The following is a 13203-nucleotide window of genomic DNA, read 5'->3' as shown; positions in this document are numbered from 1 at the left end:
GCCGCGCGTGCCGCGCCGTGGAAGAACAGGTCGACGATGGCCGCGAACTCGGCGCGCAGGTCGCCGGCGGGCGCCGCGAGCCAGCGCATCAGCGCGCCCAGGTACAGATGATGGAACAGCGTGGCGAGCTGCCCCGACGGCAGGTCGCGCCGCAGCTCGCCGCTCTGCTGGGCCGCCGCCATCAGCGCATCGAAGGCGAGGTCCATGCCGCTGCGCCCTGGGGCTGCTTCGCCGCTGCCGTTGCCGTCGCTGTTGCCGCCGGCACTCTGCCCGAAGCGCCCCGGGCCTAGATCGAGAAAGCGGAAACGCAGATAGTGCGGCAGGTAACCGCGGCGCGCTTCGCACCAGTCGGCCGAGGCCGACAGCAGATAGCACAGCCGCGCCTGGAAGCTGCCGAGGCCGTCGAGCGCCCCTCGCAACTGCTGCAGTCCCGCCGCCAGCTCGCCGTGGAACTGGTGGGCCAGCAGCGCCTCCTTGACCGGGAAGTGGTTGTACAGCGTGCCCTTGGCCACGTCGGCCTGCGCGGCGATCTGCTCCATCGTCACCGCGTCGTAGCCATGCGTCTCGAACAGGTCGAAGGCGGTGGCCGCCAGATGGTCGAGCGTCTGATTGCGCTTGCGCTGACGCCGCCCCGGGGGAGGCGGAGCGGCGGCGGGCGGGTCGAACGGGGTCTGGGCAGTTCGCTGGGCGGTTCGCCGAGGCGTGGCTTCCATTTGCACGTCGCTTAAGTTTGAACGTCGTGCAATTTTATGCTTCGTACTCCCCTTGTCAAGCCGTCCGGTAAAAGCGCTCGGATGGTCGTTCAGGCCGTCTCCGCCTCCGTATCCCCGATATAGACGACCTTCTCGGTCATCGGATCGAACGGCAGCGAGCCATGCTCGTGCACCACCAGCCAGCGCCCATCGCGCTTCTGGAAGCAGACCGTGATGCGGATCCAGGTGCCGCCGGCCGGATGGTCGGGCTCGTCCACCGGCGCGATGCGGCTCAGGCAGTGGCAGAACGCGAGATCGGCGCCGACGGTCAGCGCGATGTCGTTGCGTTCGGAGCGGAAGCGCCGGGGCAGATACGGAAAGCACGCCTCCCAGGTGGCCCGATATGCGTCGACGCCTTGCAGCGCATAGGGCGGCTTGACGTCGAACAGCGCCACGTCGGGCGCATAGTTCGCCGTCATGGCGGCGGCGTCGCGCCGTTCCAGCGCGCGGGCCCAGTCCTCCATCATCTGCGCGATGGTCTGCTCGTCCTTGCTGATGCTCATGATGTGCTCCTTGTCGGTTCGGTTTCGAACCCGCCGCATGGGGTGGACCCGGCGTGGCCGGTGTGCCAGGGCGGCGGCTCCTGTCCTGTTGTCGAACGGCTTCGAGCCAAATCGACATCCGCCGCTGCATCGGTCGCGCCCCCGAAGTCGTGGCCGATGGCCCCGGGGGCGGCGGCAGGACGCCGGGTCCGCGCGTTGGGGGGGCGCGTCCACGGGGACGACGGACAGCGGTGCCTTAGAATGCACAGAACCGGGTTTGCCACCGCTGGCAGCGGCGGCATTCGCGCCGATACTTGTCGCAAGACCTGTCAGGTCGCAAACCATCGAGGAGTGCGTCATGAGGAAGGTTCGCCTTGTCATCGTGATGGGTGCCGTCATGCTGCTGGTTGGCGGCTGCTTCCTGCTGGGCATGGGGGACCGCGCCACGCTGACGGTGGCGCAGGGCACCGGTCCGTCGCCGACCCTGCCGCCGCCGAACAAGACCCTGCTGCCGACCGTGGACATCGCGCCGGCGATCGGCTGGCCGGCAGGGGCGCGGCCGACGCCCGCGCCCGGGCTCGCGGTGACGGCGTTTGCCGACGGGCTCGATCATCCGCGCTGGCTCTATGTGCTGCCCAACGGCGACGTGCTGGTCGCGGAGTCGAACGCGCCGCCCAAGCCGGAATCGGGCAAGGGCATCCGCGACTGGGTCATGAAGATGGTGATGAAACGCGCCGGCGCCGGCACGCCCAGCGCCAACCGCATCACGCTGCTGCGCGACACCGATCGCGACGGCGTCGCCGACAAGCGCTCGGTCTTCCTGCAGGGCCTGAACTCGCCGTTCGGCATGGTGCTGGTCGGCAACGACTTCTATGTCGCCAATGCCGACGCGCTGGTCCGCTTCCGCTATCGTCCCGGCGCCGACCGGATCGACGAGCCGGGCGTCAAGGTGGTGGACCTGCCCGCCGGCATCAACCATCACTGGACCAAGAACGTGATCGCCAGCCACGACGGCCGCAAGCTGTACATCACGGTCGGCTCGAACAGCAACGTCGCCGAGAAGGGCATGGAGATCGAGCAGGGCCGGGCCGCGATCTGGGAGCTCGATCGCGCCAGCGGCAAGATGCGGCTGTATGCAACGGGCCTGCGCAATCCGAACGGCCTGGCGTGGGAACCGGTCACCGGCAAGCTGTGGACCGCGGTCAACGAGCGCGACGAGATCGGCAGCGACCTGGTGCCGGACTACATCACGTCGGTGCGGGATGGCGGCTTCTACGGCTGGCCCTACAGCTATTGGGGCCAGCACGTCGATACGCGCGTCAAGCCGCAGCGGCCCGAGCTGGTGGCCACCGCGCTGGTGCCCGACTATGCGCTGGGTCCGCATACCGCCTCGCTCGGCATCACGTTCGCGGACGGACTGCACTGGCCCGCGCCGTTCCGCGAGGGACTGTTCGTCGGCCAGCATGGCTCCTGGAACCGCAAGCCAAAGAGCGGCTACAAGGTGATCTTCGTGCCGTTCCGCGGCGGCATGCCGAACGGCGAGCCGATCGATGTGCTGACCGGCTTTCTCGATGGCGAGGAGCGCGCCCATGGCCGCCCCGTCGACGTCAAGGACGATCGCCGCGGCGGCCTGCTGGTGACCGACGATGTCGGCAATGTGGTCTGGCGCGTGACGGCAATGACGGCGAAGCGCCGATGAGGGGCGGTGGAGCGGGGTGGGCGGCGGCCATGCTGCTGCCGCTGTCGGGATGGGCCGGCGCACAGCAAGCGCCCGCCGTGCCGGAGCCGGACGCGCAGCCGGCGCTGGCGCCGGTGGTCGTGACGGCCACGCGCATCGACGCCTCGGTGTTCGATACGCCCGCATCGGCCGATGTGGTGGCTGGCAGCGCGCTGCGCGATAGCCGGCCGCAGATCAATCTGAGCGAAGGGCTTGGCGGCGTGCCGGGCCTGCTGGTCAAGGACCGGCACAACTACGCGCAGGACCTGCAGTTGTCGATCCGGGGCTTCGGCGCGCGTTCGAGCTTCGGCGTGCGCGGGCTGCGCCTCTATGTCGACGGCATTCCCGCCACGATGCCGGACGGGCAGGGGCAGACCTCGAACATCGATATCGCCTCGATCGACCGCGTCGAGGTATTGCGCGGCCCCGCATCGGCGCTGTACGGCAACGCATCGGGCGGCGTGATCCAGGTCTGGACCGAACCCGGCGCGCGTCCGCCACTGCTCGAAGGCAGCTTCGGCGCCGGCAGCTACGGCACCTGGCGCCATGGCCTGAAGGCCAGCGGCGCGCCGGCCGAGGGGGAGCCGGGCCTGGACTATCTGGTCAGCGCATCGCGCTTCACCACCGAGGGATATCGGGACCACAGCGCCGCGCGCAAGAACCTCGGCAATGCGAGGCTGACGTGGCGTCCCGATGCCGACACCAGCTGGACGCTGGTCGCCAATGCGGTCGACCTGAGCGCGCAGGACCCGCTCGGGCTGACGCGCGCGCAGTTCGAGAGCGCGCCGCGCTCGGCGCCGCTGGCCGAACAGTTCCATACGCGCAAGACCGTGCAGCAGGCGCAGGGCGGGCTGCGCCATGAGCGCCGGATCGACGCCGACAACACGCTGATGGCGATGATCTACTACGGCCGGCGCGAGACGCGCCAGTTCCTGTCGATCCCGCCGGCGGCGCAGCGCAGCCCGCTGTCGGCGGGTGGTGTCATCGATCTGGCGCGCGACTACGGCGGCGCCGACCTGCGCTGGACGCACCATGCTCGGATCGGCCACATGCCGCTGACGCTGATTGCGGGGCTCGCCTACGACACGATGGAGGAAGCGCGCCGCGGCTACGAGAATTTCATCGGCGGCTCGGGGCAGCCCGTGCTCGGCGAACAGGGCCGGCTGCGGCGCGACGAACGCAATACGGTGTGGAACTTCGATCAGTATCTGCAGGCGTCGCTGGGCCTCACGCCGCGCTTGACCGTCGAAGCGGGCCTGCGCCACAGCACCGTGCGCTTCTCGTCGAGCGACCGCTATATCGTCGGCGCGAATGGCGACGACAGCGGCTCGGTGCGCTACGACAAATGGCTGCCCGTGGGCGCGCTGCGCTATCGCGTCGGCGAATCGCTGAATCTGTATGCCACCGCAGGACGCGGCTTCGAGACGCCGACGCTGAACGAGATCTCGTATCGGCCCGATGGCGCGGCGGGCCTCAATTTTGCGTTGCGGCCGGCCACCAGCACGTCGGTGGAAGTCGGCGCCAAGCAGAAGCTCGCCGGCGGCCTGCTGACGGCTGCGCTGTTCCAGACCCGTACCGACCAGGAGATCGTCACCGCGACCAGCAGCGGCGGCCGCGCGAGCTATCGCAATGCCGGCCGCACGCTGCGCCAGGGCGTGGAACTGGGCTGGAGCGGCGTGCTGCACCGTCATTGGCAGGCGCAACTCGCGTACAGCTTTCTGGATGCGACCTTTCGCGACACCGTGCCGCCCGGCATCGTCGCCGGCAACCGCCTGCCCGGCACCGCGCGCCACGCGTTCTATGGCTCGCTGGGCTGGGCGCCGCCGCGCGGCTGGCGCGCCGGCATCGATCTACGTTATCTGAGCGCGGTGCCGGTCGACGACCGCAACAGCGACCGCGCGCCGGGCTATGTCGTGACCGGCATCCAGGCGGGCTATGCGACGCCATTCGGCCGCTGGACGGTCAATGCCTTTGCGCGCGTCGACAATCTGTTCGACCGCCGCTATGCGGGTTCGGTGATCGTCAACGATGGCAATGGGCGATATTTCGAGCCCGCGGCGGGGCGCAATGCATTTGCGGGGATATCGCTGTCGTATGCGTTCTGAGCTTCAGGGTTCGAACTCTGGTTCCGATCTCTTGAACGCGGAGCTCCGGACTCCGCGCGCCAATTGCGGTAATCGCTCCGTTAATTCCGGTGGTTCGAAAACGCAATGGAGTTCGCAAAAAGCGCGCCGTGTTTCAGCTCTTACAATATGTCACGCCTTTCCGGAGCGATCGGAAATTATGCTCAAGATTCCCAATAAGGAAGTCAAGGAGAGGGAAATGAGAACCAATTTCAAGTACCGGGGGCTGGCATTCGGCGTGGCCGCGTCTGGCGCAATCCTGGCCGCCTGCGGTGGCGGCGGTGATGACGATGGCGGCGGCAAGGGTACGCTGAGCGTATCGATGACGGACGCGCCCGCCTGCGGTTTCGATCATGTCTTCGTCACCGTCGACAAGATCCGCGTCCATACCAGCGCCAACGCCGAAGACGGCACCGGCGGCTGGGCCGAGATCGACGTCAATCCGTCCCGCCGCATCGACCTGCTGTCGCTGCAGAACGGCACCCTGACCAAGCTGGGGCAGACCGTGCTGCCGGCCGGCCAATACCAGCAGATCCGCCTGGTGCTCGATCGCAATACCGGCAATTCCCTCGCCAACTCGGTGGTGCCCACGGGCGGCGCCGAACAGCCGCTCGATACGCCGAGCGCGACGCAGAGCGGGTACAAGATCATCCGTCCGTTTACCGTGCAGCCCGACACGCTGGTCGACCTGATGCTCGACTTCGATGCGTGCCGCTCGATCGTGCAGCGCGGCAACGGTTCCTATGCGCTCAAGCCGGTGGTGACCGCGGTGCCGCTGGTGGTCAGCGGCGCGATCCAGGGCTATGTCTCGCCGGCACAGGCAGGCGCGACTGTCTACGCGCAGCAGAATGGCGTGACCATCAAGGGCACGCTGGCAGACAGCAATGGCGCCTTCACGCTGTCACCGCTATTGCGCAGCAGCGATGCCGGCAACTACAGCGTGGTGGTCGTGCAGAACGATCGTGCCACCGGCGTGATCCAGAACGTGCCGGTCACCGCGCAGACCACCACCACGGTCTCGACCTCGGCGGCGCCGATCACGCTGCCGGCCTCGCCGATGCGCCGGATCACCGGCTCGGTGCTGCCCGCATCCGCGCAGGCCTTCGTGCAGGCGAAGCAGACCGTCGCCGGCTCGCCGATCGAAGTGGCCGTCGCCAATGCAAACTTCGATACCGGCGCCTATCAGCTGAACGTGCCGGCCGCCGCGCCGCTGGTGGGAACGTATCAGCCGACGCTGCCGATCGCCCTCGCTGCCGACACGGCGGCCGCGGGCAAGTACACTGTCACGGCGACATCGATTACTGGCGCCACGCTGAGCACCGACCGCGACGTGTCGGCGACCGATGCGACGGCAAACTTCCAGTTCTGATGCAATGAACCCCCAACGAAAAACCAGGAAAACGCAATGAAGGCAATGAAGGGAATTTGCGCGCTGCTGATCGGCGCCGGCACGCTGCTCGGCGGCTGCGCTGTCTATACCCCGCACGGTGCGGTGGTGACGCCCGGCGCGGTCGTGGTGGACCCGGGCCCCGGCCCGTACCACTGCCCGCCGGGACAGGCGAAGAAGGGCCGCTGCTGATTAGGCGTCCCGGTTGGCGAACCGGTCAGCGGTCCGGTTTGCGATCCGCCAACCGCCACGGTAAAGATGGGCCTGCGGGCCCATCTTTTTTTTTGCCGTGATTTCCCGTTACGGCCGAGCGCGATGCTTCAATCGCGGATCAGCTTGTCGAGCTTGCCCTGGACCCTGGCCCAGGCCTCATGCTCCGGCAACGGCCCCTTGGCATGCGTCAGCCGTTTCCATTCGGTCTTGCGGGCCAATTCGGCATTGATCCCAACGAAATGCCGCTGGTCTTCGGGAAGATTCTCTTCGGAATAAATGGCGCCGACCGGGCATTCGGGCACGCACATCGAGCAATCGATGCATTCGTCGGGATCGATCACGAGGAAATTCGGCCCTTCGTGGAAACACGACATCGGGCAGACCTCGACGCAATCGGTATAGCGGCACTGGATGCAGGCATCCGTTACGACAAACGTCATGGGGCAATGCGCGGGGACACGGAACAACGAAAGCCCCGATGCTAGCGCGCGATCGGGTCGCCGTGCCGGCGCCGGTTTGTGCGACACCATCAAAAATCTTCAAGCCATGCCGCGGTACGGCATTCGATGGGGCCAAGGAGGGCGCCAATGAGGGCCGCCAATGAGGGCCGCCAATGAGGGCCGCCAATGAGGGCCGCCAATGAGGGGCGAAATAAAAAGGGGCCGGTAATCCTACCGGCCCAACGTCCTTGCGCCCATGAAGAAGACAAGGTCGATATGATCGTTCGCGCGGCGGCGCGCGAGTGTCCTGGCGCCGCCGCGTGCCCGCGTGGCGGGCCTTCGGAGGCTTCGCTTAGAAGCGGTGACGCATGCCGATGGTCACGCCGGTCTGGTTCTCGCCGGCCTGGGCGGTACCCGCGCCGTTCAGGCCCAGGTCCGAACCGTCCTTGTTGCGCACGTAGCCAACGTTCATATAGACGTCGGTGCGCTTGGACAGCGAGTAGTCGGCGGACAGCACGAACATCCACGGATCGGCACCGGTGTTCTTGGTGTCTTCGTAGTAGGCCGCGCCGGTCAGGCTGAAGGCTGGGGTGAACTTGTAGCGAGCGCCGGCCCAGTACAGGTTGCTGCGGACGCTGGTGGCGGTGGCGCTGCCCACGCCCTCGTCGCGCATCCAGCGATAGCCGGCGAACACCTTGGCGGCGCCGAACTCGTACGCGGTACCGACCGCCAGGCGCTTTGCCGCGCGGTCCTGCAGCGCGACGGTGGCGCCCTGGTACTGGTCATAGGCCGTGCCGACCGAGAAGCCGCCCGCCGCGTACGACAGGCCACCGCCGAACTGGCGCGCCACCTTGGTTTCGCCCGGGACTTCGCCGTTGTTGTCGCGGCCGAAGCTGTAGAAGCCGGTCGCGGTCAGGCCGCCGAACTTGCCGGTGTACTTGATGTTGTTGTCGGCGCGGCCGTTGAAGGCCGAGTCGACGCTGTTCAGCGAGTAGCGCGGACCGACGCCCATCGGGTCGAAGGCGCCGAACAGGTCGTACAGCGCGTTCTGCTGGCGACCCAGCGAGATGGTGCCGAAGTTGCCTTGCAGGCCGACGTAGGCGGCGCGGCCGAACAGGCGGCCACCCTGGGCCGACCGGCCGGTGTCGATATCGAAGCCGCTTTCCAGCACGAACAGGCCCTTCAGGCCGCCGCCCAGGTCCTCGGTGCCGCGCAGACCCCAGCGCGAGCCCGACAGGTTGCCCGAGTTCATGCGCACGGCGGTGTCGCCGCCGCCGTCGCTCGGGGCATTGCTGATGACTTCGATGCCGGCATCGACGATACCGTACAGCGTGACGTTGGTTTGGGCGAACGCTGCGCCTGAGGCGGCGGTGGCAGCGGTCGCGGCCAGCGCGAGGAGGGCTTTCTTCACGGTGTGTTCTCTTTTGACTGGTGATGGAAGACAGAGTCTGTCGCCGGCAGCGTGGCGCGGGTTCGACCCGTGAACCCCTGCCGGCGCAAACGGGGGCGATCTTCGCTTGCTTTTATGACACCTATAAGTACGGTGAAAATCACGTTGCAAAAAAGCCGCATTGAAAGCCCCTGCGCTGTGAAAGCCCCTACGCCATAAAAAGTCCTTATTACCGGCCGGCCCGTGTCCATGAAGACATTGAATCGCGCAGATATGACAAGGGCGAAGCGCCAAAGCGCTTCGCCCCAACGGCCCTTCAGGTCGATCGATGGACCCCCGGCGCCTCAGCTGCCCTTGGCCAGACGGCTCTGCATGCGTTTGGCGCGATCGGCCGAACCCGGGTGCGAATCGAACATGCCCGACTTGCCGCCATCGAGCTTGGCGAGCTTCTCGAAGGCCGTCACCAGCCCCTGGCGGTTGGCCTTGTTCTTCGTCAGCAGATCGAACGAGTAATCGTCGGCGGCCGTTTCCTGCGCCTGCGAGAACTGCGCGTTGATCAGCTTCTCCGACAGGTCGCCCAGCTGGGACTGCGACAGCGCGGCCACGGTGCCGTTGGCGCTGGCTGCCAGCGCGCCGCGCGCGGCGACGGCGGTATAGGCCACCTGCATCTGGCTCTTGCTGTGGCCCAGCGCCACGTGGCCGATCTCATGGCCCAGCACGCCGCGCACCTCGTCGTTGTTCATCATGTCCATCAGGCCGCTGTAGACGCGCACGCAGCCGTTGGCCATCACCCAGGCGTTGACGTCCTTGGTCAGGTAGACCTTGGCCTGGACTGGCACGCCGCTGTCCTTCAGGCCGGCCATGATCGCGGTCAGGCGCTTGGTGTACGGGCTGTTGGCCGGCGCGATCTTGTTTTCCTTGTCCGATTCGGCGCAGGCCTGTTCCGACAGCGTCTTGACGTCCGCGTCCGACAGCGTGGCCGCCTTGAACAGCGAGCCGCCGGCATCGACGAGGCCGTTGACGTTGCTGCCGGCGCAGCCGGCGATCAGCGCCGCGGCGCAGGTGGAAAGCAGAGTGAGCGAGAGAACCTTGGTCATCAGTGGAATTGCCCCTGGATTTTTATTGATTCGTTTCAAGCATGCCCGACGAATAAAAGGCGCCGCATTGTACGATTTTTTGGAATCCCGGATTGCAAACAACGGTAATAAAAAAACGCCGGACAGGCCGGCGTTTCAAGGCAATTCGAGGTAATTCGAGGCAATTCAAGCGGATGGCAGTATCAGGATCGCTTGCGATTGACGAATTCCGCCATATAGCGCTGCGGCTCGCCGGTATCGAAGGCGCTGCCGAATTCGGCGACGCTGTTGGCGATCGCCGTATCGACCGGTTGCTCTTCCCATTCGCGCAGCAGCCGCTTCTGCTGGCGCACCACCGTCGGGCCGAAGCCGGCCAGCAGTTGCGCGACCCGCTCGACTTCGGCGTCGAGCTCGGCCAGCGGCACCACGCGATGGACCAGGCCCCACGACAGCGCCTGCGCGGCGTCGCACAGCTCGCCGGTCAGCAGCATCCAAGCCGTGCGGCCATTGCCGATCAGGCGCGGCATCAGCGCGGCGTGGATCACCGACGGAATGCCGACCTTGACTTCGGGCATGCCGAGGTTGGCGTTGTCGGCGGCGATCCGCAGATCGCACGCCAGCGCCAGCTCCAGTCCGCCGCCCAGGCACCAGCCCGGCATGCGCGCGATCACCGGCACCGGGCAGTGGCGCACGGCATCGCACAGTTCGCGCAGGCCGCCGATGAAGCGTTCGGCGGAGTCCCGCGTCAGCGCGACCATCTCCTTGATGTCCGCGCCGCCGATGAAGCCCTTGTCGCCGGTGCCGCGCAGGATCAGCACGCGCACCTGCGGATCGGCGGCGAGCCCGCGTACCGCGTCGGTCAGCGCGGCGATCACCGGCGTGCCGAGGATGTTGAGCGAGCCGGCGTTGCTGATGGTCAGGGTGGCAATGCCGCGCTCGTCGATGGCGACGGCGGCGTGGCGGCCCGGATGGGCGTTCGTATCGCCGGAGGGATTGGCCGGCGGATTGGTGGGCCCATCGGTCGGCGTATTTGTCGGCGTATTTGTCGGCGTATTGGTCGGCGTATAGGCGGGCGTAGTCGTCGGCGGATTGGCGGGAGCGCTCATGAAGTCCTCACTGCAGTTTGGCGAACTGGATCTTGTCGACGACGCGCTTCCAGTGCTGGTTTTGGTTGCGGATCAGGTCGGCGAAGGCCTTGCGCGAGGTCCACGCCGGAATCGCACCCTGCTTGTCGATCGCGGCGATGACCTCGGGATCGGCCAGCGCCTGGCGCACCGCGTCGTTGAGCTTGTCCAGGATCGCGTCGGGCGTGCCGGCGGGCGCGCCGAGGCCGAACCACGACGGATTGTTCATCGCCGGCAGCCCGGCCTCCGCGTAGGTCGGCACATCGGGCAGCAGCTTCAGGCGCTGCCTGGCGGCCACCGCCAGCGGCTTCAGGCGCTTGCCCTGGATCAGGCCCGACGGATCTGCCCCGCCACCGCATCGTTCAGCGCCGGCCCCAGGCCCTTGTACGGAACATGCAGCATGCGCGTGTCGGTCTCGCTCATGAACAGCTCGCCGTTCATATGGCTCAGGCCGCCATTGCCCGAAGAGCCGAACGAGTACTTGCCGGGATTCGCCTTCAGCAGCTTGATGAAGGATGCGAGGTCGGTGGCCGGGAACGACGGATTGACCACCAGCACATTGGGCACGTCGGCGAGGTTGCTGATCGGCGCGAAGTCCTTGACCGGGTCGTACGGCGTCTTCACGTAGACGTTGGGATTGACGGCGTGCGAGCTCTCGACCTCCATCACCAGCGTGTAGCCGTCGGCCGGCTGCTTGGCCGCATAGGCGCTGCCGACCGCGCCGCCGGCGCCCGGGCGGTTTTCGACGACCACCGGTTGCGCCAGGATGGCACCCATTTTGGTGCCGACGATGCGGGCCAGGATGTCGGTGGTACCGCCGGCCGCGTAGGGGACGATCAGCTTGATCGGCTTGCTCGGATAGCTGTCGGCATGCGCGGGATTTGCGATGGTGGCGATGGCGGCCGTGGCGGCCGTGGCGGCGGTGGCGGCGGTGGCGGCGGTGGCGGCCACCGCGGCGATCAGCTGGCGGGATTTGCGCACGGCGGCGCGATGCGGATGTTTCAAGGGTGTCTCCTCGTGGTCTTGGTGGTTCTTCGTGGTCTGCTTGGTCTTCGTGGTTCTTCGTCGGTGTCCGCAGGTGTTCGTGGCCGGTCGTTGGCGCTCGTATGGCAAAGCGTCAGGCGCCGTGCTCGCCCAACAGCGGCGGGGGAGCGAGCGCGGCGGCGGGCGAGTCGGGCAGCATCGGATTGCGCACCATCGGAATGCGGCCGAGCGTCGGATGCTCGGCGTGTTGCAGCAGGCCGCGATGCCGGACCTGCGGATGGGCGAAGACCTCCTCGATCGAGTGGATCGGCCCCCATGGCACGCCGGCCGCATCGAAGGCATCGGTCCACTGCTGGCGAGAGCGGGTCGCGAATACCTGCGCCAGCAATGCCCGCAACGCCGGCAGATTGGCGATGCGCGCGCTGTTGGTGCGATACCGAGGATCGGCCGGCAGGTCGGCCAGACCCGCTACCTCGCAGAAGCGCGCGAACTGCGCATCGTTGCCGATTGCCAGGATCAGATGTCCGTCGGCGCAGCGGAACACCTCGTAGGGCGCGCAGTTCGGATGCGCGTTGCCGCTGCGCGGCGGATTGCGCCCGGAGAACAGATAGTTGGCGCCCTGATTCGCATTGAGCGCGACCGCGACATCGAGCAGCGCGATGTCCAGATGCTGGCCCACGCCGCTGGCCTGGCGCTGGAACAGCGCGGCCAGCACCGCCGAGGTCGCATACATGCCGGTGCTCAGGTCGACGACCGCGACGCCCGTGCGCAGCGGTCCCTCACCGGGCTCGCCATCGGGCTGGCCGGTATAGCTCATCAGCCCGCCCATGCCCTGGAACACGTAGTCGTAGCCGGGCTTGTCGGCCATCGGGCCGCTCTGGCCGAAGCCGGTGATCGACAGGTAGACCAGCCGCGGATTGCGCGCCCGCAGGCTCGCATAGTCGATCCCGTAGCGCCGCAGCGTGCCGGCCTTGAAGTTCTCGACCAGCACGTCGGCCTCGTCGGCCAGCGCCAGGATCGCGGCCTTGCCCTCGGCGGTGGTGAAGTCGATCGCCAGCGAGCGCTTGCCGCGGTTGCAGCAGGCGAAGTAGGCGGACATCCGCTCGCCGCCGTCGGCCGATTGCAGGTAGGGCGGGCCCCAGCCACGCGTATCGTCGCCGCGCTCGGGATGCTCGATCTTGGTGACCTCGGCACCGAGGTCGGCCAGATTCTGGGTACACCAGGGCCCGGCCAGGATTCGGGACAGGTCCAGCACCTTGATGCCGGACAGGGCCTTGTGCAGCATGGGGTCTCCGCGTCGATTCGATCGCGGAGCAGTATATTTTTGCGCCCCTCGGCCAACCAGTCGAATGTCTTCAAGCCACCGTTCGCGGCAATTCAACGGTACGGCGGGGCGCGGTCACGGCAGCGCGTCGCGCGTCGCGGCCACATGCGGATCGCCCAGCAGGAACTCGGCAAAGGCCTCGGCGAAGGCGGGCAGCTTGCCCGCCGCCGGCCGCACCAGATTCAGCTGGC

11 protein-coding genes and 1 pseudogene are annotated in these 13203 nt (G+C 67.3%); 4 read left to right on the top strand and 8 right to left on the bottom strand.

Annotated features, from left to right (window positions below; all coding sequences use genetic code 11):
* Nucleotides 1–713: TetR/AcrR family transcriptional regulator (locus AC6EI8_RS18095; RefSeq protein WP_498382545.1), on the bottom strand; the 713-nt coding region annotated here is incomplete at its 3' end.
* An 89-nt stretch (nt 714–802) separates the two neighbouring features.
* Nucleotides 803–1255, bottom strand: a complete 453-nt coding sequence (locus tag AC6EI8_RS18090) for a YybH family protein (protein WP_498382544.1) — start codon at nt 1253–1255, stop codon at nt 803–805.
* Between the two features lie 337 nt (nt 1256–1592).
* Between AC6EI8_RS18090 and AC6EI8_RS18085 the strand changes: the two genes are divergently transcribed.
* The 4 genes from AC6EI8_RS18085 (at nt 1593) to AC6EI8_RS18070 (ending at nt 6653) form a co-directional block, all read left to right on the top strand.
* Complete coding sequence (locus tag AC6EI8_RS18085) at nt 1593–2933, top strand: PQQ-dependent sugar dehydrogenase (RefSeq protein ID WP_498382543.1); 1341 nt, start codon at nt 1593–1595, stop codon at nt 2931–2933.
* A 29-nt stretch (nt 2934–2962) separates the two neighbouring features.
* A complete protein-coding gene (locus AC6EI8_RS18080) occupies nt 2963–5056 on the top strand; it encodes a TonB-dependent receptor family protein (protein WP_498382542.1) in 2094 nt (697 codons plus the stop codon).
* A 217-nt stretch (nt 5057–5273) separates the two neighbouring features.
* Entirely contained in the window at nt 5274–6443 is a 1170-nt protein-coding gene (locus tag AC6EI8_RS18075) for a DUF4382 domain-containing protein (protein WP_498382541.1), read from the top strand.
* A gap of 36 nt (nt 6444–6479) precedes the next feature.
* A complete protein-coding gene (locus AC6EI8_RS18070) occupies nt 6480–6653 on the top strand; it encodes a hypothetical protein (RefSeq protein ID WP_174105085.1) in 174 nt (57 codons plus the stop codon).
* A gap of 128 nt (nt 6654–6781) precedes the next feature.
* On the opposite strand, the gene fdxA is transcribed toward AC6EI8_RS18070, so the two are convergent.
* From fdxA to AC6EI8_RS18040, 6 genes and pseudogenes are all read right to left on the bottom strand, one after another.
* On the bottom strand, nt 6782–7114 hold the full coding sequence (fdxA, locus tag AC6EI8_RS18065) for a ferredoxin FdxA (protein WP_226106345.1): 333 nt from the start codon (nt 7112–7114) through the stop codon (nt 6782–6784).
* A 352-nt stretch (nt 7115–7466) separates the two neighbouring features.
* Nucleotides 7467–8525, bottom strand: a complete 1059-nt coding sequence (locus tag AC6EI8_RS18060) for a porin (protein WP_150082486.1) — start codon at nt 8523–8525, stop codon at nt 7467–7469.
* Between the two features lie 323 nt (nt 8526–8848).
* Nucleotides 8849–9601, bottom strand: coding sequence for a metalloprotease LoiP (gene loiP, locus AC6EI8_RS18055; protein WP_498382540.1), 753 nt, complete (start codon nt 9599–9601; stop codon nt 8849–8851).
* A gap of 182 nt (nt 9602–9783) precedes the next feature.
* Nucleotides 9784–10686: an enoyl-CoA hydratase gene (locus AC6EI8_RS18050; RefSeq protein WP_498382539.1), complete on the bottom strand. Its 903-nt coding sequence runs from the start codon at nt 10684–10686 to the stop codon at nt 9784–9786.
* A gap of 7 nt (nt 10687–10693) precedes the next feature.
* A pseudogene (locus tag AC6EI8_RS18045) lies at nt 10694–11601 on the bottom strand (Bug family tripartite tricarboxylate transporter substrate binding protein).
* A 220-nt stretch (nt 11602–11821) separates the two neighbouring features.
* Nucleotides 11822–12973 carry a CaiB/BaiF CoA transferase family protein gene (locus tag AC6EI8_RS18040; RefSeq protein ID WP_498382538.1) on the bottom strand — a complete coding sequence of 384 codons (1152 nt, stop codon included), beginning with the start codon at nt 12971–12973 and terminating at the stop codon, nt 11822–11824.
* Nucleotides 12974–13203 lie beyond the last annotated feature (230 nt).

The organism is Cupriavidus sp. R6-3 (assembly GCF_059772245.1).
Note: the sequence above shows the minus strand (reverse complement) of the source record. Positions and strands in the feature narration are given on the sequence as shown.

Bases quoted from the DNA above. Each gene is read 5' to 3' on its own strand.
- AC6EI8_RS18040 (WP_498382538.1), bottom strand. From the start codon at position 12,973: ATGCTGCACAAGGCCCTGTCCGGCATCAAGGTGCTGGACCTGTCCCGA.
- AC6EI8_RS18075 (WP_498382541.1), top strand. From the start codon at position 5,274: ATGAGAACCAATTTCAAGTACCGGGGGCTGGCATTCGGCGTGGCCGCG.
- fdxA (WP_226106345.1), bottom strand. From the start codon at position 7,114: ATGACGTTTGTCGTAACGGATGCCTGCATCCAGTGCCGCTATACCGAT.
- AC6EI8_RS18070 (WP_174105085.1), top strand. From the start codon at position 6,480: ATGAAGGCAATGAAGGGAATTTGCGCGCTGCTGATCGGCGCCGGCACG.
- AC6EI8_RS18080 (WP_498382542.1), top strand. From the start codon at position 2,963: ATGCTGCTGCCGCTGTCGGGATGGGCCGGCGCACAGCAAGCGCCCGCC.
- loiP (WP_498382540.1), bottom strand. From the start codon at position 9,601: ATGACCAAGGTTCTCTCGCTCACTCTGCTTTCCACCTGCGCCGCGGCG.
- AC6EI8_RS18085 (WP_498382543.1), top strand. From the start codon at position 1,593: ATGAGGAAGGTTCGCCTTGTCATCGTGATGGGTGCCGTCATGCTGCTG.
- AC6EI8_RS18090 (WP_498382544.1), bottom strand. From the start codon at position 1,255: ATGAGCATCAGCAAGGACGAGCAGACCATCGCGCAGATGATGGAGGAC.
- AC6EI8_RS18050 (WP_498382539.1), bottom strand. From the start codon at position 10,686: ATGAGCGCTCCCGCCAATCCGCCGACGACTACGCCCGCCTATACGCCG.